13 protein-coding genes are annotated in these 22,210 nt (G+C 49.9%); 4 read left to right on the top strand and 9 right to left on the bottom strand.

Features of this window, described 5'->3' with window-relative positions:
- The first annotated feature begins 24 nt into the window (after positions 1–24).
- Genes GWR21_RS00475 through GWR21_RS00460 form a run of 4 tightly spaced genes read left to right on the top strand, consistent with a single transcriptional unit; the run spans position 25 to position 12,032 of the window.
- On the top strand, positions 25–852 hold the full coding sequence (locus GWR21_RS00475; protein ID WP_162329825.1) for a fimbrial biogenesis chaperone: 828 nt from the start codon (positions 25–27) through the stop codon (positions 850–852).
- 60 nt (positions 853–912) lie between these two features.
- A complete protein-coding gene (locus GWR21_RS00470) occupies positions 913–8,871 on the top strand; it encodes a hypothetical protein (RefSeq protein WP_162329824.1) in 7,959 nt (2,652 codons plus the stop codon).
- Between the two features lie 7 nt (positions 8,872–8,878).
- Entirely contained in the window at positions 8,879–9,382 is a 504-nt protein-coding gene (locus tag GWR21_RS00465; protein ID WP_162329823.1) for a DUF4402 domain-containing protein, read from the top strand.
- Positions 9,383–9,389: 7 nt separating this feature from the next.
- Complete coding sequence (locus GWR21_RS00460; protein ID WP_162329822.1) at positions 9,390–12,032, top strand: hypothetical protein; 2,643 nt, start codon at positions 9,390–9,392, stop codon at positions 12,030–12,032.
- Here GWR21_RS00460 and rhaM read toward each other — a convergent pair whose 3' ends face one another.
- From rhaM to GWR21_RS00415, 9 genes are all read right to left on the bottom strand, one after another.
- Positions 12,033–12,344, bottom strand: coding sequence for an L-rhamnose mutarotase (rhaM, locus tag GWR21_RS00455; RefSeq protein ID WP_162329821.1), 312 nt, complete (start codon positions 12,342–12,344; stop codon positions 12,033–12,035).
- Positions 12,345–12,360: 16 nt separating this feature from the next.
- Positions 12,361–12,942, bottom strand: a complete 582-nt coding sequence (locus tag GWR21_RS00450; protein WP_162329820.1) for a LutC/YkgG family protein — start codon at positions 12,940–12,942, stop codon at positions 12,361–12,363.
- A 48-nt stretch (positions 12,943–12,990) separates the two neighbouring features.
- On the bottom strand, positions 12,991–14,364 hold the full coding sequence (locus tag GWR21_RS00445) for a lactate utilization protein B (RefSeq protein WP_162329819.1): 1,374 nt from the start codon (positions 14,362–14,364) through the stop codon (positions 12,991–12,993).
- Positions 14,365–14,517: 153 nt separating this feature from the next.
- Entirely contained in the window at positions 14,518–15,258 is a 741-nt protein-coding gene (locus GWR21_RS00440; protein WP_162329818.1) for a (Fe-S)-binding protein, read from the bottom strand.
- A 5-nt stretch (positions 15,259–15,263) separates the two neighbouring features.
- Complete coding sequence (locus GWR21_RS00435; RefSeq protein WP_162329817.1) at positions 15,264–16,646, bottom strand: FGGY-family carbohydrate kinase; 1,383 nt, start codon at positions 16,644–16,646, stop codon at positions 15,264–15,266.
- Positions 16,647–16,800: 154 nt separating this feature from the next.
- Positions 16,801–18,075, bottom strand: a complete 1,275-nt coding sequence (locus GWR21_RS00430) for a TIM barrel protein (protein WP_162329816.1) — start codon at positions 18,073–18,075, stop codon at positions 16,801–16,803.
- 149 nt (positions 18,076–18,224) lie between these two features.
- Positions 18,225–20,348 (bottom strand): bifunctional aldolase/short-chain dehydrogenase, encoded by a 2,124-nt coding sequence (locus GWR21_RS00425; RefSeq protein WP_162329815.1) that lies wholly within the window; start codon positions 20,346–20,348, stop codon positions 18,225–18,227.
- Between the two features lie 42 nt (positions 20,349–20,390).
- Entirely contained in the window at positions 20,391–21,443 is a 1,053-nt protein-coding gene (gene rhaT / locus GWR21_RS00420) for an L-rhamnose/proton symporter RhaT (RefSeq protein WP_162329814.1), read from the bottom strand.
- Between the two features lie 154 nt (positions 21,444–21,597).
- Complete coding sequence (locus GWR21_RS00415; protein WP_162329813.1) at positions 21,598–22,206, bottom strand: hypothetical protein; 609 nt, start codon at positions 22,204–22,206, stop codon at positions 21,598–21,600.
- Positions 22,207–22,210 lie beyond the last annotated feature (4 nt).

Below are 22,210 nucleotides of genomic sequence, written 5' to 3'. Positions count from 1 at the left end.
GCATTCATTTTTTCAACATTGTTTATGCGCATCATCCATTTACTGAAATTCATTCCACTCTTACTCCCGTTTAACACATTCGCACAGGGCAATCTGCTGATCACACCTATGAGGGTCATCTTTGACGGGCAAAAGAAAATACAGGAACTTAATCTTGCCAATACCGGACAGGACACTGCCAGGTATCTGATCTCTGTTATCGAAATCCGCATGAACAACAATGGCACTTTTGAAAAGATCACGGAACCTGATTCGGGACAATTGTTCGCCAGTGGCTTTCTCCGTCTCTTTCCAAGAAGTGTAACACTCGCCCCTGGTGAGGCACAACTGGTGAAAGTGCAGCTGGTGAAAACCGGGCAACTGCAACCTGGCGAATACCGTTCGCACATTTATTTCAGAGCAGTACCAGATACAAGGATACAGGGTGAGGCCCCAAAACTGAAAGACTCGACCAGCATATCTGTCACCCTTACACCCGTATTTGGTATCAGTATACCTGTGATCATCAGGACCGGTACTCCTGATATAAAGGTGAACCTGACTGACGTCGCCCTGGATGCCCCTGAAAATGCACCCGCCTCGCTGAAGATGGTGGTACGCCGTTCGGGGAATCACTCTGTGTATGGGGACATCAATGTTGAGTATGTATCTGAAAAAGGTAAGATCACGAATGTGGCGAATGTGAGAGGACTGGCGGTTTACACCCCTACATCATTCAGACAATTTCACATGGAACTGGATAAAAAACCGGGTATCGACTACCATAATGGAAAACTACGGATCTCCTATACCCCACAATCAAAAGATGCTGCACCCGAACCGATAGCACAAACAGAATTACAGCTACACTGATCACTGATAGTATTATTCCGGCCTGCGTAACGCGTAATCGCAGAACATTAACCAAAACGCATGAATACTGACAGCAAATTTACCCCTGTTTGTTTTACACTCCTCATCCTGTTACTTAGTCTGCCGGTTACGGTATGGTGCCAGACAAGCTGGAAAGGCACTGTTAGCACTACATGGAATGATGCCAACAACTGGACGGCGGGTATTCCGACAGCATCTGTTGATGCTGTCATCGGAGATGCTTCGTTCACAGGTTCCTTTCAGCCCACTATCAGTTCTGTTACTGCCGCATGCCGGACGCTTACACTTGTCACCAGCGCGAAGAACCCCGTACTGACCGTCTCCAAGGGACTGACTGTATCCGGCACGCTCACGATTGGAAGCGGCTGTACGATTTCCCACAGAGGGGTCACTGTCACTGTAAAAGGCGACTTTATCAATAACGGCACCTACACAGCCACCAGCAATTCATCGCGTATCACTATGGCAGGGGCAGGTATTACGCAGAGTATTAATGGTAGCGGTATCTCTTTCAGACGCCTGACGATCAGTGCCGGCGCCACTGTAACACCAGCAGCCAGTTTTGCGGTCACGATTGCGTTGTCAGTCAGCGGTACCCTTCTCCCCTCCGAAAGCACCACCACCCTGATCTCCGGTGCAGGCACGCTCAGCGTAACAGCTACAGGCGTGCTACATGTGAAGGGCGCTACTTTTGCCACCAACTATGCACTCACAGGCACTACTACACTGAGTGCAGGCAGCACGGTGGAATACAGCGCCAGCCTCAGTAATCAAACGGTGCGTAATGACCTGACCTATTCGACATTGCGCATCAGCGGGGCGCTCGTGAAGACACTTGCCGGTAATCTCAATGCCATGAACTCGAGTACCAGCGCAGCCGGAATGATCGTGGTAAATGCCGGTATACTGGATCTTTCCTCCTTCACAGCCAACAGGGGTACAACTGTTGCCGGTGGCACCATCTCTATTGCGAATGGCGCCACCCTGCGGATCGGAGGGACAGGTACCATGCCGGCCAACTTTGTCACCCGTTCATTTGCGCTTTCAAGCACTGTTGAATACAACGGTCTGGCGCAGAATGTATCAGCAGAGACCTACGGTAACCTGACCCTTTCCAGTAGCAGCGGCGCCGTCGTGAAGACCATGCCTGCTACCGCATTTACCGTAGCCGGTAACCTCACCAGTACACCGGGTGCCGGCACATCAGTTACGTTCACCGCGGCGGCTAATATCGTTATCTCGGGTAATACGACTATTAATACCGGCACTACCTTCAACGGTGGAAGCTTCACTATAGATATCAGCGGTAACTGGGTGAATACCGGCACCTTTGCCGGAGGCACCGGTACTGTCAATATGAACGGTCCCGGCACCAGCATCAGTGGTACCGGTACACACGGATTCAATAACCTGAACGTCACAGCCACTAATATCTCAGCTGCCGCTACCGCTTCTATTACGATTGTGGGTAACTTTGCCACGACAGGTCCGGGCGCATTCACACATGCACCGGGGGGAACAGTGACCATGACAGGGGCCACGAAAACTATTACAGGGGCTAGTATTACACTTGATAACCTCACGGTTTCAGGAAGTATGAGTACAACGAGCAGCGTGATACTGACAGGTAACCTCGTTGTTAGTGGCACGCTTACCGGTACAGGTGGCACCATCTCTATGCAGGGCGCCAGCAAGACCATTTCAGGAGCGGGTACGATCGCATTCGGCTCACTGATCATACCGGGTACTGTCACAACAGCGGTCCCCTTCTCCGTCAGCACGACACTGGATGTCAGCGGGTCCTTTTCTGCGACTGCCGGTACCGCTACATTCGCGGGTACCAGCACCCTCAATGGTACCGCTAATCTTTTTAATGTAGCTTTGAATGGTACATCCCTGCAATTGTCTACCAATGCCGTGCTGGGCATTGCCAATACTTTCACTGTTACTGCGGGTACTTTAAATGTCACCTCCACTACACCCAATACGGTTAACTTCAACGGTACTGCTGCACAGACTATTAACGCCCTCACCTACAACAGACTATTACTCTCCGGCGGGTCCGCGAAAACGGCTGCCGGCGCCATCACTTCCAGCTATTTTACGCTGGCATCCGGCACAACTTTTAATGCAGGCAGTTTTACGCACCAGGTACTGCTGGACTTTACCAACAATGGTACTTTTAATGCTGCTACCAGTACGTTCGCATTCATTGGCAGTAATATCTCTACGATCACAGGTGTCACCACCTTTAACATACTCACACTCAATAAAGGCGCGCAGTCCACACAGGTGAACCTGAACAATGATGTGAATGCCGCAACCATCAACATGACCGTTGGTACCATGAACACAGGTACCAACGTCGTGAACATGACAGTAGACAGGACCGGTCCAGGTGTTATCCTGGGAAATATCCGGCGTACCCAATCGTTCGGACTGGGCGGGACCTATGCGTTTGAAAGTCCCAATAACTCGTTATCTATTCTGGGGCTTCCTTTGACGGGATCAATCACTGTATCTGTGGCCATCGGCCCTATCGGTGATTTCCCGCAGGGAAGTGCTATCAACCGCGTATATACGATCAATACCGGCCTTACGCTTGGGCTTACTACCGTGAGACTTCACTATGAAGACGGAGAACTGAATGGTAACAATGAATCCACGATGGGACTCTGGTATAACAGTGGGGCCGGCTGGGGGGCTGTTGGTAAATCAGGGAATAACACGACGGACAATTATGTTGAAATCAGCGGGCAATTAGCGATCAACGGCCGCTGGACATTATCAGATAATTCCAATGTGGTACGCTGGAATGGTTCAGTCAGCAGCGACTGGTCCAATGCCAATAACTGGACCGTCCTGCAGGGGTCTCCTTCCCGCCCGCCAGGTGTAAATGATGTCGCTGAAATAGGTACGATCGCCTTCACCAATCAACCAACTATCAGCACCACTGCATCTGTAAAAGCGATCTCCCTCGGTAGTGTGCAGGCAGTTAATCTGACAGTTGCTTCCGGTGGTTCACTGACCACACAGGGTAATATAGCGGGTAAATGGTCCGCGAATGTGACGCATAACATCAACGTAGGCGCTCAGACGCTTACCGTCAATGGCGACCTGCCTTTAAGTGATGGTACAGCCGCACATGCTATTAACCTGAATATAGGCGCAGGCACGGTTACTGTAGGCGGTTCCCTTACACAATCAGGCGGGGCCAATGTCGTATTCTCCGGTGCAGGCAGACTGAACATCGGTAGTAACTACAACTATACAAATGGCACATTCACACCCGGTACGGGTACGGTCAACTACAATGGTAGTGGCGCACAGAATATTGCAGGGCTCTCCTATTACAATCTCCTGATCGGCAAAAGTGCGGGCGACGCTTTACTTAGCAGTGCTGCCAGTGCCGCAGGTACCCTGAGCGTCACCGGAGGCTCTATGACGATGAACGGAGCGACGAACGTAACAGGTGACGTAAACATATCGCCGGGCGCTATTCTGAACAGTGGCGTAGTCGGATTAACAGTTGGCGGCAACTGGAATAACAGTGGTACATTCTCCTCTTCCGGTGGTACGGTAACATTAAATGGTACAGGTACACAAACGGTAGCTGCTACCACTTTTAATAATCTTATTGTAAGTAACACTGGTGGATCGGTTACGCTGACAGGCAATTGCCCTATCAATGGAAATCTATCTGTTAACAGTGGGACATTGAACCTTTCTACTTTTACCGCTTCCAGAGCGTCAGCAGGGGGTACATTTACGCTGGCGAATGGTGCTACGTTGCTTGCAGGTGGCACCAGCAACTTCCCTGGTGGTTATTCCACCAATACCCTGGGCAGTACCAGTACGACCAACTATAATGGCAGTGTTGCGCAGTCGGTAGCGGGTATCTCTTATGGTAACCTGATATTCAGTAACGGCGGAACCAAAACACTGGCTGCGACCTCCATTGTGAATGGAGACATCACGATCAACAGCGGTGCGACGCTCAATGGCGCAACCTACACCATCAACCTGTTTGGCAACTGGAATAACAGCGGCACCTTTGCACCTGCGACCAGCACCGTTACGTTGAACGGGGCGAACAAAACCATCAACGGTAATACTACTTTCAACCGTCTCACTGCATATGGTAGCTACGTGGTGAGTGGCAGTAATATTACGTACAACACTTTGCTGACGATCGCGACTGGCGGTTCCTTTAACGGGGGCAGCGGCACCGCTACTATAAATGGAGATCTGACCAATAATGGTTCACTCACCAGCAATGGTGTTACGACTTTCACCGGAACGGCACAGCAAACGATCCGGTTTGTCAATGCACTGGTATCTAATTCCAGTGGCGTTATCAATTTCAACGGCACCATTCCACCGGTGCTCAACTCGACCAGTACACCTACGTATGCCACACTGAACATCAATAATACGGGGGGCGTTACCGCCAGCGTAGGATGGAATGTGGGCATTGCCTTTAACATAGCTAACGGCGCCACGTTCAACGGAGGTCCTTCCACACATAACATCTTTGGATCTTTTACCAACAATGGCACTGTTACCAGTAGCGGAACCATGAACTTTCTTCCTTCCGCAGCACAAACGATCAGACTAAGCGGTACAGCATTTACCAGCACGGGTACTTTATTATTCGGTGGGACCGGCGCCATCAGTGTCGTGGGTGCACCAACCGCACTGGGCAACGTACTGATCACGAACACCAGCGGCGTCACCCCTTCCGCTAACTGGCCTGTTAACGGCGACTTCATGATTGCCAATAATGCCATCTTCAATGCGGGCAGCTACACCTATACGGTAGCCGGTGACGTGGAAAGCAACGGTACGCTGAACGGCGGCACCTCCACCTTTGTCATGACCGCCGCAGATGCGCAATTAACAGGTAGTCCCGGCACCACATTCTACGACCTTACCATCACCGGATCCACAACGGCAATCTCTGACTATAACGTGGCCCGTAATTTTACCAATAACGGCACCTATGATGGCACAGTGGGTACCCTGACCATGGTGGGTAGCGTGGCTGGTAATATCTCGGGTGCTGCGGCTTCATTTAACCTGTCTCAGGTGACTATCCAAAAGGACGCAGGTGTAACAGTCTTCCTTGCAAAAGCCATTACTGCAGTGGACGATATCACGGTCAATACGGGCATATTTGATGCCGCCGGCTTCGCCATTACTGCGACCGCGGCCAGCTCACTGGCCATAGAAGACAATGCACGACTGATCCTCAGGGGTACACAAACCTTACCGACCTTTACGTCATACACGGTGGACACATTCAGTACAGTTGAATACGGCGGTAGTACGCAGGCTGTATCAGCAGTTACTCCTTACGGTAACCTGGTGATCTCCACTTCCGGCAGCAAAACTGCATCCGCGATACTGAAAATATTAAATGACTTTACCCTGTCTAACGGCACCTTTGTACAGGGCAGCTTTACTGACACAATTGGTGGCAACTGGACAATGACAAGTGGCACCTACAATAATACAGGAGCGACTGTTTACTTCAATGGTGCCGGCACGCAGACGATCACTTCTACTGGTGCTTTCAATAACCTGACGGTAAATAAACTGACGAATGGTATTACACTCGGTTCGAATGTGACGATCAACAGTGTACTGAACTTCTTGCGGGGCAAGATAACAACCGGCAACACATTCGCCCTGATACAGCCGGCGACAGGTACTGTTACCGGGGCTTCACAGTCTACCGGCTGGGTGGTTGGCCGACTCCAAAAAGCATTTCCTACCGGCAGTGCCACACGCACGTTTGAAGTAGGAGGTGTATCTTACTACACGCCCGCTGTGATCACGATTCCCAATGTCACCACATCCGGTAGTATACTGACGACGGTTGCTACGCCTGACCATCCCAATATTGCTACTTCCAATCTGAATCCGAATAAAAGTGTCAACAGGTATTGGACGTTTGCCAATACAGGACTGGCCTTTACCAGTGCATCCGTTACACTGAACTGGAATGCCGCAGATGTAGATGCCGGTTCCAATACGGCCAATTTCAAAGCAGGCGCATATAACGGGACTACCTGGAGCGCGCCGGCATCTAATACGCCGCTCCCAACTTCCATCATTGCTACCGGTATTACAAATCTTAATGTAGCACTGGCGGTAGGAGAATCTATCATCGACAATACCTGGACAGGGGCGGTAAATGTGAACTGGTTCCTGGATGGGAACTGGTCAAACAACATTGTACCTATCAGTACTACAAATGCGACCATTCCAACTGGTCTGACCAATTATCCGCTGATCACTACAGGTACCGCTGTGACGAACAACCTGATCATACAAAGTGGTGCTGCTGTCACGGTGAACGGTGGTACCATGCAGATATACGGAGCCATCACCAACAGCGGCACATTCACCGCCAGCAATGGCACCATTGAAATGACCAGTACAACCGCTGCGCAGGCCATTCCTGCGAATGTATTTGCAGGTAATACGATACTCAATCTGACAACGAACAATACGTTCGGCGTATCACTGCTCGGTACACTGAACATCTCTGGCGTACTGAAAGCCAGCACAGGAGCATTCTCCACCTCTACGTTCCTCACACTATTATCAACTGCCACACGTACGGCACTTATTGACGGCAGTGGTAATGGCGCTGTAACGGGCAGCGTAAAGATTCAGCGTTATCGTCCGACCGGTTTCGGATATACTTATCTGAGTTCTCCGTTCAATGCAGCCACAGTGGATGAGTTTTCCAATGATATTAACCTGAGTGCAACCTTCCCGAGATTCTACCGGTATGTAGAAAACCGTACTTCTTCGGGCTGGGTGTCCTACACGGCCACATCTAATATTCTGACACCTATGCTGGGATATGCAGGGAATCTGGGTACGAGCACCTCCCCTGTTGTCATAGACATGACCGGCACCGTGAATAATGGTACGATCACCGCTCCTACGCTGACCAACAATAACCAGCCGTATACCAAAGGGTTCAACCTGGTAGGCAATCCATACCCCTCTCCTGTCGACTGGGATGCTACGAGTGCCTGGACGCGGACCAATATTGACAATGCCATCTACTTCTTCAACGCGGGTAGCACTAATCAATATACAGGTACCTACGCCTCTTATATCAACGGGGTTTCCAGTGATGGTATAGCAAATAATATCATCCCCGCGATGCAGGGATTCTTCGTACATGTCAGCGATGGCGCCTACCCGGTATCTGGTTTACTCCGCGTGACCAATGCTGCCAGGGTGAACAACCTGGCACCTAATTTTCACAGGGAACGCCCCCTGACAGAACCACTGCTGCGCATAAGTGCTGGTTATACAGATGAAGGGTACCCTGCTGACCCGGCGGTGATCTACTTTGACAACAGTTATGCGAGAGCATTTGAAGTAGATATTGATGCGCTGAAACTTTTCAACACAGATGAATTTATACCCAACCTCTATGTCATGGCGGGTACGCAGCGCCAGTCCATTGCTGCATGGCCGAACGATATAGACAGTACTGAGATGATACCACTGGGCATCACGACGGAAAGAGAAGGCTATGTAAGCTTTACACTTCCGGTGATCGAACGTATGCCATTAAACAGGCATTTTTACCTGTATGACAGGGAAGCAAATGTGACACATGATCTGCAGCAGTCGACTCCCTACCGACTGTTCCTGCGTAAAGGCAGTTTTGATGACCGTTTCTTCCTGGTACTAAGAGAAGGTGAGGATAACACCCCGGCTGACGGAAATATGAACTACCATGCGTTTGCTGTGGGTAACAGTTTGTATGGACAGTTTGACAAGGTGCCGGGAGAAAAATGTACGATCACCGTCAGCAACGTATCCGGACAGGTATTACTACGGAAAGACTTTACCGGCAACGGCCGCTACTTGCTGGGATCACATTATACTGGCGGCATTTATATCGTGACGTTCTCGGCGAACAGACAACAGGTGTCGAAGAAAGTCTTCATTGCGAACCAATAATTATCTGATGAAAGTAATCAAGCGTATATATCGTCTATTCTGTATCGGACTGCTACTGACCCCGGCCGTGTTATACGGTCAGGAACAGCCCCCCAGGCCGATATCAGTGTATGTTAATCCCGCACAGGGATTGATCTTCGGCGCATTCTTCCAGGGTGTTACCGGGGGAACGGTCACCATCTTTCCTGACGGATCCCGCTCCGTGACGGGTAGTATCGTACAGGCGAATCTCGGTTTTCCGTTCTCACCGGCCATATTTGAAGTAGATGCAAATCCCGGTACACTGGTCTCCATCCTGAACGGACCGGATGTTACGCTCACCGGCAGCAACGGTGGCACTTTAGCCTTACATATTGGAACGTCCAGTACAGGCTCCCCTTTTATAGCAACAGCAACCACCCCTGCACGCACGATTGTGCGCATCGGAGGTACACTTACCGTAGGGCCGCCACCGGCGAATCCGGCGGGCAATTACAGCGGCGTGTTTTCGGTCACATTTATACAGGAATAAAACGCTAATGACAGGCATTACTATCCATATTATTCCATTGTTGCGGCATTGCGGCAAAGCAGTCTGTATACTGCTGCTGGCAGCGTGTGCACTCCCCATGTATGCAAAAGACAAAGAAGGTGATAATGACGAAGACCCCAAATATGACGAAACTTCCATCATGGTGATATTGCAGGGCTTAGGCGGTGCTGAGATACCTGCTGTGGTGAAAGATGAAATTGCCTATCTCTCGATTACGGATGTATTCAACTTTCTGAAGATCCGTAATATGACGTCGGAAACACTGGACTCGTTATCCGGTTTCTTCATCACCCAGGATGCCGGGTTCCTGATCGATAAAAAGAATAACGTGATCCGCTTCCGGGATAAAGTCTTCAACGTAAAGCCTGACGACCTGGTGAAAATGGAAACAGGGCTTTACCTGCGTACAGACTATTTCACCAGCGTGTTTAACCTGGACTGTCAGTTCAGTTTCCGGAGCTTATCTGTTAAGGTAAGTTCCAAGGTAGAGTTACCTGCCATCCGGGAGATGCGGCAACAGCTCATTTATCGCAACCTGAATAAACTGAAGGGGAATATTGTTGCTGACACGACCATCGGACGAAGCAAAAAGTTGTTCAAATTCGGTATGGCAGACTGGTCGGTCGTATCTACCCAGCGTTTACAGAGTGTCAATGACACCTGGCTGAACCTGACCATGGGAGGTACGTTTGCCGGAGGGGAAGCTACCGTATCACTGAACTACAACAACTATGCGCGGCAGCAGTTAAAAGCAATACATCCTGACAGTAGTATCATCCGTCCTTTCGATCAGCGGCAGCAGTACTACCGGTTACGGTTCGTTAACAATGACAGAAAGTGGCTGCGACAGGTGGTTGCCGGTAAGATCTTCACCCCTACCATCTCCTCGCTGTATGCGCCGGTGGTTGGTGTACAGGTCACCAATGCCCCAACTACATACCGTCGTTCCTATGGCACCTACACCCTCAGTAACTTTACAGATCCCGGGTGGACAGTGGAGCTCTATATCAATAATGCCCTGGTTGATTATACCGTAGCTGATGCCGCTGGTTTTTATACCTTCCAGGTACCGCTGGTATACGGAAATTCACAGATCAGGCTGCGATTCTACGGTCCGTGGGGGGAGGAGCGATTCCTCGAAGAGAACATCAATATTCCTTTCAATTTCCTGCCCGCCCGTGAATTTGAGTACACCGCCAGTGCAGGTGTGGCAGAAGACTCTGTAAACAGCAAATTAGGCCGTATTCAGGCCAGCTACGGCATCACCAATACCATTACCGTCGGCGCAGGCGTTGAGTACCTCTCGTCCATCAGAAAGGCCAATACGCTGCCCTTCGTGACGACCTCCATCCGCCTTGTAGCCAACCTGCTGTTCTCGGGGGAATACACCTATGGTGTCAGGGGAAGAGGCATCCTGAGTTACCGCAGCCAGAACAACTGGCAGGCAGAACTAAGTTATTCGAAGTTTAAAAAAGGACAGACGGCCATCATCTATAACTGGCTGGAGGAACGGAAAGCGGTTATATCCAAACCGTTCACTTCGAAGAATTTCTCTGTCTTCAACCGGTTCACCGTCGACCAGATCATCCTGCCCGGATCCCATTATACGACTACAGAATGGCTGGTATCAGGTGCAGTGTACAGGATCGGAACCAGTCTGTCCACCTACGCGATCTTTATGAAAGACGAGGACCCGTTTGTATACAGCAATCTGGCCCTGACATTCCGGGTGCCCGGCAATATCCTGTTCACGCCACAGGTACAATATGATTACAACAGTCAGCGCTTCATGGCGGTACGTGCAGAGGCAGGAAAATATCTCTTTAAGAACGGCTATCTGAACGTCTCCTATGAGAAGAACTACCGTAACAATATCACTAACTATGGCATAGGGCTGCGCTATGATTTTTCCTTTGCACAGATCGGCTTTTCGCTGTGGCGCAATAACAACCTGACCACACTGGTGGAATCAGCCAGAGGCAGTATCATCCATGATGGGAATTCGGGTTATTCCGGTGCATATCACCGCTCCAGCGTTGGCTCAGGAGGTATTGTATTTGTGCCATTCCTCGACCTCAACAACAATGAACGGTTTGATAAAGGAGAGCCCAGAGTGGAAGGCCTGCAGTTAAAATATAACGGCGGCAGAATGATGCGTAATCTCAAGGATACCAGCATCTGCATCATGGATATGGAGCCTTACGCCGCGTACCTGTTCGAACTGGAATCCAAAGGCTTTGAGAGTGTATCCTGGCAGATCAGCAAACCCACCATACGCGTCACCATAGAGCCGAATCAGCTGCGCCGTGTAGATGTACCCGTATCTGTAATGGGAGAAGTGGCAGGTACGGTACGTTTGCGGGAAGATACCCTGCTGAAGGAGCAGTCGGGTATTAAGATCTGCATTTATAAATCAGACAGTACGCTGGTAAAATGTATCCTGACGGAATCGGACGGGTATTTCAACTATATGGGACTACCGCCGGGCGATTATGTTATTCAGCCTGACCCGGCACAGATGAAGAAACTGAAGATGAAACCACAGCAGGCAGCTTATGATATCCATATCAGCGCCAAGCGGGAAGGTGATGTGATAGACGATATCCAGTTTATACTGGAAAGGAGATGATCAGTCCATATGAAATACCTGTACCAACGGTTTCGTCACCGGTGAATTGTCTTCATTGGTCTCCATCAGGTCGGCCATATAGGCCCACCAGCGTTGCACAACAGGCAAGGCACCCAGATCCTGCGATGACCGTCCCCCTGCCTGTTGCTGCACGCCAAACAGGGTGTTTGTTTCTTCGTCGAGGAAGATGGTATAGTCGCTGACGCCATTGTCTTTCAGCAATACGCTCAGTTCGGGCCATATGGTATCGTGGCGCTTACGGTACTCTTCTTTGCAGCCTGGTTTGAGCTGCATTTTAAAAGCGATCTTCATAACATGGAATAATGGGTTATCCGATGATAAAGACAGTCAGGCTCTTTGCGCCATGCGCACCGAGGACCAGCGACTGCTCAATGTCGGCTGTTTTTGACGGACCAGCAATGAATGCACCGAAACCGTTCTCCGGTCCTCCGATACGCGCATAGGCATCGTGCATTGTAGGCAGGATCGCATCTTTGCTGATCACCAGGGCCAGGTGCTGGGTAATGAATGGCAGTACTCTTACTTCCATCTCCTTTTCCGTCACCCAGATAGCCCCGTTCTCAGCGACGCCCAGCTGCCCGGGAATGATAGCCAGGTCCACCTGTTCCAGCTGACGGCCGTCGCCTGTCTGCCAGCCGGTAGCTGCACCCGGAAGATACGCATCCTCAATGGCCACTACCTTACTCAGGTCGGTATAATGTTCCGCTACCAGCGGTTGTATTTCTGTGAATGAAGCAATCTCGAATACCTGTCCGCCGAGGGACTCCACCACTTTTTTAAAAGCGGCAGGATCTCCTGCGCCTGCATGGCTGAAGCCAGACAGGTCAGGTAATTCCTGGTATGCAGGCTGATTATTCTTTATAGCGGCGAGTATCGCTTCGCGTGACATAAGTGTAATTAAAAAATGATCAATTTGGAATGACGCCCTGATGAACGGTTACTTCCTGTTCTTCTTGTACCAGTCGGCAAATGAGTCTTTCGGAGGCGCAGGCATTTCGCGCTGTTTGTACCAGGGATTCATGCCATTATTCACCACAGCAGGGAAAGTACGCATGACCCAGCGGCCTACACCACCAGCAGTTTTATACAATCCTGGTTTAGACAAGACTATATTCATGGCATGCATACCGGCAGCCTTGGTTTTCCCGGTATATCCTTCCTTGGTGATCACCTGCCGCCATTTATAGAGCTGCTGATGGATGTCGATCTTTACCGGACATACATTTGAGCAGGAGCCACATAAGGTTGAAGCAAAAGGGAGATCGGCATATTCCTTCATGTCCAGGTTAGGCGCCAGGATAGAGCCGATAGGTCCTGCGATAGCATTATGATAGCTATGGCCTCCGCTCCGGCGGTATACAGGACAGGTATTCATACAGGCCCCGCAACGGATACATTTCAGTGAGTTGCGGAAATCTTCCCTGCCCAGCTGACGGCTACGACCGTTATCTACGAGTACAATATGTAACTGTTGTCCGGCTTTAGGTTTGCGGAAATGGCTGCTGTAAGTGGTAATGGGTTGCCCCGTAGCACTTCTCGCCAGGAGACGCAGGAATACCCCGAGGTGTTTACGCTGCGGGATGATCTTTTCGAGTCCCATACAGGCAATGTGTACATCTGCCAGATGTGCACCCATATCGGCATTCCCTTCGTTGGTACAAACTACCATCTCACCTGTCTCTGCTACCGCGAAATTCACACCGGTGATCGCCACCCTTGACTGGATAAACTCTTTTCTCAGGTGCTGGCGGGCAGCCGCGGTAAGGAATTTGGGATCGGCGTTACCCGCAGGCGTGCCAAGATGTTCATGGAACAGCTCTCCTATCTCCTCTTTCTTTTTATGGATACAGGGCAGCACGATATGACTGGGAGGTTCCTTGGCCAGCTGTACGATACGCTCGCCCAGGTCGGTGTCCACCACTTCAATACCATGTTCTGCCAGGTAAGGATTCAGATGACATTCTTCGGTTAGCATGGATTTGCTCTTCACCATCCGTTTCACGCCCTGCTCCTGTAACAGCTGCAGTACGATCTTGTTATGTTCGGCTGCATCTGCCGCCCAGTGCACCACTGCACCATTGGCCACAGCGTTCTTTTCAAACTCCAGCAGATAGTCATGCAGGTTACCCAGCACATTATGCTTGATACGGGAAGCCGCTTCTCTCAGTTCCTCCCACTCCGGAAGACTCCAGGCCATACGGTCGCGTTTCTGACGTACCCACCAGAGGGTTTCGTCATGCCAGTTCACGCGGGGTTCGTTGGCGTTAAAGGTATCTGCAAGAGCGGCGTGTTCCTGATGTTTATGTTCCATTCGAAAAAATTAGGAATTGGGAATCGGGAATCAGGAATCAGGAATAGCGTAGAGAGCGTCATCAAATTGATGAATAGCATGCGACCATGTAGATTGTCTAAAGTCTGCTTCCATCTGACGACTTACCAATTCCTAATGCTAATTCCTACTTAATTAGTTTATGCTGGCGTTTAATATTTCTGCGATGTGCAATACTTTCACATTGCTCTGCTGCCGTTTCAAGATCCCTTCCAGGTGCATCAGGCAACTGACATCGTTTCCGGTGATATATTCTGCGCCATTATTAACGTGATCTGCAATACGGTCTTTACCCATTTTCACGGATACTGCTTCTTCAAAGACACAGAAGGTACCGCCAAAACCGCAACATTCATCCGTTCGTTTCAGCTCTACCAGTTCCAGTCCTTCTACCATCTTCAGCAGCTGCTGCGGCTTGGAGAACGGAGCGGCCACCAGTTCACTCATCTGGGAAATACCTAATCCGCGCTGACCGTGGCAGCTCTGGTGAATACCCACCCTATGCGGAAATCTGGCCTGCAGGTGTTCCACTTTGAGCACATCGGTCAGGAACTCTGACAGCTCATAAATACGCTGACGGATATGCGTAGCCTTGTCCTCGCGGCCATGTACATGCAGATGATCTTTGATATGCAATACACAACTGCCGGAGGGTCCTACGATGTAATCAAAATCCTGAAAATGATCTACGAAGAGCGTGTTACATCCGGAGGTCAGGTGTTCAAATCCTGAATTGGCCATGGGTTGACCACAGCAGGTCTGACCCTGCGGGTATACCACCTCACATCCCAGTTTCTCCAGTAGTGATAGCGTGGCGATACCTACCTGCGGATAAAACTGATCAATGTAACATGGTATGAATAGTCCTACTTTCATCTTGTTCAAATATAAATCGAGCCGTGGCTGTAATGTCTCATCTCTACGAGATCGGCTGGTAACGGTTGCGTATTCCAGTGCCGGTGTATAGCGAGAGCGGCGCCTACTGCGGTAGCCTGGGCTACAGAGGCGGCGTACACTTCCATGTGAGGGAAAGCTGCCGCCAGCAGATGCATATATACCGTATTCCTGCTGAAGCCACCGTCTACAAAGATCCGCTTTACCGGTGTGCCTGTTATCACCAGCGATGCAGAAAACTGTTGCTGTTCCATAATATCCATCATCAAACGGTGGTAAGCGATCTCATAGCTGGCAAAGTCCGTCATTGACCTTTCTGCAAAGCGGGAAGCCTGCAACAGTCCCATACCAGGTACGGGCGTTTCCTGTTGCGGAGATACCACGAGCAATTGAGCAAATATAGCGGGGTCAAATACGACTTGCTGGTAGTAATTTACCGGTGTTTGATAATATTCTGCCAGCCTTTTGACCTGCTGCTCATGTTCATTGCCGGCGAAGAGTCTTGCCGCCTTCACCGGTCGATTTTCATATGTAAGGTAACAGAGGCAGTCTGACGCCAGTTCGGCCGGTGTTAAAGGACTATCATTGAAGGGGTTAAGGGTGATACACCAGGTACCGGTGGAGATCAGCGCAAAGGGCGCTGAAAAGCTCGACAGGTAAGGTATCAGTGCTGCTGAACTGTCGTGCAATCCGACACCTGCCATATAATTTTTTCCGGCAATGGACGCCGGCAGTACGCGGTTACCAGGAAATACTGCGGCAAACTTATCTGCCAGTCCTTCTCTCACGACCCACTCATGGTACCGCTGCCTGGCAAAGTCCCACAACATGGTATGGCATCCGATACTGGTGATATCGGCCAGCGGCTGGCCTGTTACGAGGAAGCTGACATACTGCGGCAGATGCAGGGCATAGCGTATCTTTTCAAAAAGGGCAGGTCGGGTCTGTTTGATCCGATATAACTGTAATCCGGCGTTCAGACTGCCTAATGCCGGAGAGGCGGTATCACTACACACCTGTTCCAGTCCGCCGCTACCTTCGCACAGCTGCTCCTGCATGCCTGCGGGATATGGCTTCAGGTAGTTATAAAGGGGCGCCAGTACCTGTCCTTCTTCATCCAGATAGACCATACTGGCGCCGTAAGTACTGAAATTAATGGCGACGACCGTGTATTCCGGGAGCCGCACCAGCTCGCAGAGGCTTTCCTTTACCCAGGCGGTCAGCAGCGTAATATTCTCACACGGATCGCCGTCTTCATCGGTTGTTTCCGGGAAAGTGGTGCCACTCTCCCTGACGATGCGGTAGTGTTCATCAATGAGGAAGATCTTCTTATTCGTCTTACCAATATCAAGTACGGCAATGCAACGCATGAATAATCAGGAATTAGAAATTAAGAATTGGGCTGTATGAAAAGACGGACCACTGGCTAAGAAGCAGCAATTATGAATTGTGTATGCTCATTAGAATAAAACCAGCATTTACAAAGCTGGATACCTATAAATGGCGGCTTTAATTCCAGATTGTTTAAAGTCCTGTGGCTACGGTTTTAAGCCCTCTCTCTTTTATCAGTCCTTCTCTTACCTTATGCTCACGGTAGAACGCCACTGGTTGTAAAACACCTCCTGATAGTAAGCGTGCCTGTGCCACCAACGGACGAACATCCGTACGGTAGGCTGCCTGCAGGATCTCCTGTGCAGCTACGGCATCATTATTCAACTGTGCGGCCTGTAATGCTTTGGTATCTACCAGTAGTGCCTGTGCATAAGCGATCATGATCGCTTCTACAGATTGCAGCAGGTCTTCCAGCGGGTCTTTCACATTATGCGAGGCGTCTATCATCCAGCCGAGGTCCGTTGCATGGTTCATGCCGCGGGCATCCATGCCTTCTACCAGTTCATTGAAGATCAGGAAAAGCTGATAAGGATTGATGCTGCCTACCGTTAAGTCATCATCCCCGTATTTTGAATCATTGAAATGGAATCCGGCCAGTTTACCTTCCATAAGCAATAAGGAGACGATCTGCTCGATATTGGCATTTGGCAGGTGGTGCCCCAGGTCAACAAGAGTAAATGCTTTGGGGCCGAGTTTATTGGCGAACAACAGGGACTGCCCCCAGTCGCCAATCGTGGTAGAGTAGAAATTAGGTTCAAACGCTTTGTATTCGATAAAGAGTTTCCAGGCATCAGGCAGGGCGGCATAAATCTCCTGCAGACTGTCCAGTGTCCGTTTGAATGCGCCTCTGAAATTCAGCTGACCGGGAAAACAGGAGCCGTCTGCCAGCCACAGGCTAAGGGCACTGGAGCCCAGTTCCACACCGTATCTGATCACCTCTATATTGTGTTCCACGGCCTGTCTGCGCACACCTTTATCAGTGTGATGCAGGGATCCGTATTTATAGCTGAACTGCTGGTCTGGCTGGTCCTGGAAAGTATTGGAGTTCACCGCATCAAAACGAATGTCATGCTGTGCAGCCAATGCCCTGATGCTGGCAGCATTCTCGGGGATATCCCAGGGAATATGCAGAGAAATAGCGCCGCTGCTCCTGTTGAGGGCGTGCAGCAAACCAACGTCTGTGATCTTTTCTTCGATATTACGGGGCTCTCCACCACCGGAAAAACGGCCGAAACGCGTGCCGCCCGTACCCAGCGCCCAGCTCGGGATCGCTACCTGAAAATCCTGCAGCTTCTGGATAATATCCTGGATGTCAGAAACATTTTCCGCAATATGCTCAAAGTTGCGCGCATGCGCCTGTATGTGGGAATCGTTGAAAGCAGCGATCTGGAATTTTTCTATATTCATAACGGGTGGTTTGGGTCTTAAGTAAATTAGGAAAAGTTTTGCTAAGTGGCAGCATCTTGCCCATCATTGTCAACACATGCCTTACCGGCAGGAGCCAGCGGCATGTGTTGTCTCAATGATTAGGGGTATGTACTGAACAACTTATGTCATTATCTTACGAAGGCGGCAGCAACCCCACCGTCTACATTGATCACGTTGCCGGTAGACTTACCAAGTAATCCTCCGGTTACCGCGAAACAGGCATTGGCGATATCTTCCGGTAATATCACCTGGTTCAGCAGGGTACGTTTGGCATAGTAGCCAGGTAATTCTTCTACAGAGACACCGTAAGCTTTCGCACGGCCGGCAGCCCAGTCGCCTTCCCATATTTTGCTATCTGCAATTACCGCATCCGGATTAACAACGTTCACCCGGATACCGTCTTTACCCAGTTCCGCTGCATTCAGGCGGCTCAGGTGTAACTGTGCTGCTTTCGCAGAACCATAGCCCGCATTGTTCGGACCACTCATCAGGGCATTTTTGCTGACGATGTTAATGACATCTCCCCCCAGGTCCTGTTTACGCATCACTTCCACGCCTGCCTGTGTCACGAGGAACTGGCCCTTTACCAGCACATCGTACAGCAGGTCCCAGTCTTTCTCCGTATGCGCTTCCAACGGTTTCGATATCGAAAGACCGGCACAGTTCACCACCATGTCCACGCCACCGAAAGCCAGGCTGGCTGTATCGTAGGCAGCCTGTATATCGGCGCTTTTTGTCACATCGAGAATGGCAGTAGTGAATACATCATTACCATATTGTTTTGCAAATTCTTCTTTTGCAGATTGCAGACGGCCGGCATCATTATCATTGATCACGACTACTGCACCTTCATCCGCAAATTTCTTAGCGATGGCTTTACCAATACCACCCGCACTACCGGTGATCAGGGCGATGCGGCCGGATAATGCTTTCGGCTTTGGCATACGTTGCAGTTTCGCCTCTTCGAGCAACCAGTACTCAATATCAAACGCTTCCTGTCTGGGCAATGCCGTATATTCAGAGATCGCTTCCGCACCTTTCATGACATTGATCGCATTGGTATAAAACTCTGCCGCTACCCTGGCCGTTTGTTTATCTTTTGAGAAGGTGAACATACCAATACCCGGATAGAGGATCACTACCGGATTAGGATCGCGTAACGCCGGACTATTCGGATGCCGGCAGGTGTTGTAATAGTCGGTATACATCTCCCGGTAAGCCGCAAATAATGGCTCCAGTTGCTGTTTAACGGCTGCAGCATCGTCCAGTGAAGCCTGCGGCTCTAACGGCAATACCAATGGACTGATCTTTGTACGCAGGAAGTGGTCAGGGCAACTGGTGCCTAATGGCGCCAGCCTTTCCAGATCTTTGGAATTAATAAATTCCAGCACACGCGGATCATCAGTAAAATGACCAACCATGCGGGTATGAGCAGCACACAGACCGCGCAGCACAGGCGCCAGTGCAGCGGCCTGTTTCTTACGGACTTCCGGCGCGGGAGAAGTGATACGGGCGCCACCGAATATTGGCCCTTTTTTACCATAATGATCTTCCAGGTAAGCGGCACAACGCTCAATTACCTCGAGTGTATTGATATAGCTTTCATATGCGGTATCTCCCCAGGTGAACAAACCATGTGAGCCTAACATAATACCTCTGATACCCGGATTATCCTGCAGACATTGTCTGAGTTGTAAACCCAGATCAAACCCAGGGCGCTGCCAGGGTACCCAACCGATGGTACCTCCAAACAGTTCCTGCGTGATACGTTTACCATCCTTTGCGGCAGCAATTGCAATAGCTGCATCCGGATGCAGGTGATCAATGTGTTTGAACGGCAGGAAACCGTGTAATGGTGTATCAATTGAAGGGGCTTTTGAGCTCAGATCGAAGATGCAGTGATTGAACAATTCCACCATCTCATCTTCATGCGCAATACCTCTGTAGATATTCTCCAGGCTATGCAGTCTGTCTACATACAACGCAGCCAGTCCGCTACGTTTCAATGTTCCGAGATCTCCCCCGGAACCTTTTACCCACATGACTTCCGTTTGTTTACCAGTAAGCGGATCTTTGGCCATCACTTTGCAGGAAGTATTGCCACCACCATAATTGGTGAGCCGTAGGTCAGCTCCCAGCAAATTTGAACGGTAGATCAGCAATGCTACTTCATCACCCGCCAGTTCAGCGGCTTTCTGCTCATCCCAGAGATAGCTTACATGTTTAAAGTTTGTTAAGGAAGAAACCGACATATTATCTTATTTAAATTGAATTACAACGATGCGCTTATATTGTTAAATCGAGTTGCCATATCCTACCAACATCACGGATAGCATGATGGTTGCTACACCGGCAACTATTGTAGCGAAAGTCTTCCGGCTTACCCCTTTCCATTCTCTCAGCGTAATACCCCACAGGCTGGATATCATGATGATAAATGCCATGTGGAGTATCCATGAGCTGGCACCATTTCCCAGCTTACTTTCACCCATACCGTAGAAGAAGAACTGGAAGAACCAGGTAGTGCCTGCCAGGGCAGCGAAAATATAGTTGCCCAGTAACGGCGTGTTTTTATTTGTATAGTCTCCGAACGTTTTATTCTTTGCGTTGAGGAGCAGGCACCATAAGAGGTTAGTTGTGAGGCCGCCCCACAACAGTACCACGAAGATGACATTGTTCTGAAATAAGGGATTGCTGCCCTGTTCTACTGCGATGGCGGCCATAGGTTTACCCGCCTCGATACCGAAGTTGAAGCACGCACTCAGGATGCCGGAGACAGTGGCCACGATCAGGCCCTTGCGCAGATTGAACTCCTGTATACTTTCCTTCTTCTGATCATCTGACAATTCTCTTTCTTTCATCACACCAGCAGCACCACAGATAGCAATACCCAGCAGACAAACCACAACGCCCGCCAGTACAAGCAGACCGCCCTGGCTCTGGATCATGGCAGTAAATGTGGTGGAGGTATCGTTGGTGAACAGGTCTCTGTAAATTGGCGGGATCAGTGATCCAAAGGCAGATGTATAGCCCAGTGCTACTGACATTCCCAGTGACATACCCAGGTAGCGCATAGCGAGTCCGAAGGTCAATCCGCCGATACCCCATAATATGCCCATAAAGTAAGTCCAGAATAGCGTGGTGCTATCCGTTGCTGTGATAATGCTCAGGAAGTTGGGAACAGTCAGCCAGGCGGCGAGGAAAGGTACGATCAGCCAGGAAAAGAAACCACCGACGATCCAGTAGCTTTCCCATGCCCAGTTCTTTACTTTCTTGAAAGGGATATAAAAGCTGCCGGAGGCGAACCCTCCGACGAAATGAAAGAAGACTCCTAAAATAGCTTGCATAAATGTGGAATTGTTTGTTTTAATCGTGGAACCTTTCAAATTTAAACAAACACCATGGGGCAACTATCCTACACACTCCTACTGGGTTAAAATAAGAAAAGGCCGTTCACCGTGTGTGAACAGCCTTTATTCTCTCTGCATAAATATCTTACTATCAGTACATTACTTTCACGTCAGCCACGATATAGTCAGCACTCATCGATTTTACCTTGATGATGCCTTTTTTCGCAAAACCATTCTGGAAGAATACGATCCATGGCAGGTCGCCGGTACCGAAGCTTTCATTGTCATTCTTTACGGTCAGCTTCTTGATCGTTGAAGCATGCATTATCGTGTCGAAAGCGCTTACGTCGAAGGTGTCTAACGGCACTTTGTTACGTATCAGGGTAGTCAGTGTACCAGGTATCTTCAGGTCAACAGTTTCATCATTCGGGCTGGCAAAGAACATAGAGTTTGACCCGAAATTGTTGAAAAAGATATCGATATACTTACCGATAGAATCCGGGATGCGGTTGTCCAGGTATACATTTCCCTTGAAGGAGGAGAATGCACGACCATAACTTTCGCTGGCCGGAGTCAGGGAGAATTTCAGATCGGTAAAGGTCACTACGCTATCAGCCTTGTTTCCGCCTGTTCCGTTTCCGGAACCGGGCGTAGTAGTTGTATCACCCGGATTTGTGGTTCCACCGCCAACGCCTGATTCTTTTGTACAGGCAGCGAAGCTCAGTGCTATGACTGCCATCAGCAGGAAGTATCTTCTCATAGGA

It is taken from the genome of Chitinophaga agri, from assembly GCF_010093065.1.
GTDB classification, from domain to species: domain Bacteria; phylum Bacteroidota; class Bacteroidia; order Chitinophagales; family Chitinophagaceae; genus Chitinophaga; species Chitinophaga agri.
Note: the sequence above shows the minus strand (reverse complement) of the source record. Positions and strands in the feature narration are given on the sequence as shown.

Bases quoted from the DNA above. Each gene is read 5' to 3' on its own strand.
- GWR21_RS00475 (WP_162329825.1), top strand. From the start codon at position 25: ATGCGCATCATCCATTTACTGAAATTCATTCCACTCTTACTCCCGTTT.
- GWR21_RS00470 (WP_162329824.1), top strand. From the start codon at position 913: ATGAATACTGACAGCAAATTTACCCCTGTTTGTTTTACACTCCTCATC.
- GWR21_RS00465 (WP_162329823.1), top strand. From the start codon at position 8,879: ATGAAAGTAATCAAGCGTATATATCGTCTATTCTGTATCGGACTGCTA.
- GWR21_RS00460 (WP_162329822.1), top strand. From the start codon at position 9,390: ATGACAGGCATTACTATCCATATTATTCCATTGTTGCGGCATTGCGGC.
- rhaM (WP_162329821.1), bottom strand. From the start codon at position 12,344: ATGAAGATCGCTTTTAAAATGCAGCTCAAACCAGGCTGCAAAGAAGAG.
- GWR21_RS00450 (WP_162329820.1), bottom strand. From the start codon at position 12,942: ATGTCACGCGAAGCGATACTCGCCGCTATAAAGAATAATCAGCCTGCA.
- GWR21_RS00445 (WP_162329819.1), bottom strand. From the start codon at position 14,364: ATGGAACATAAACATCAGGAACACGCCGCTCTTGCAGATACCTTTAAC.
- GWR21_RS00440 (WP_162329818.1), bottom strand. From the start codon at position 15,258: ATGAAAGTAGGACTATTCATACCATGTTACATTGATCAGTTTTATCCG.
- GWR21_RS00435 (WP_162329817.1), bottom strand. From the start codon at position 16,646: ATGCGTTGCATTGCCGTACTTGATATTGGTAAGACGAATAAGAAGATC.
- GWR21_RS00430 (WP_162329816.1), bottom strand. From the start codon at position 18,075: ATGAATATAGAAAAATTCCAGATCGCTGCTTTCAACGATTCCCACATA.
- GWR21_RS00425 (WP_162329815.1), bottom strand. From the start codon at position 20,348: ATGTCGGTTTCTTCCTTAACAAACTTTAAACATGTAAGCTATCTCTGG.
- rhaT (WP_162329814.1), bottom strand. From the start codon at position 21,443: ATGCAAGCTATTTTAGGAGTCTTCTTTCATTTCGTCGGAGGGTTCGCC.
- GWR21_RS00415 (WP_162329813.1), bottom strand. From the start codon at position 22,206: ATGAGAAGATACTTCCTGCTGATGGCAGTCATAGCACTGAGCTTCGCT.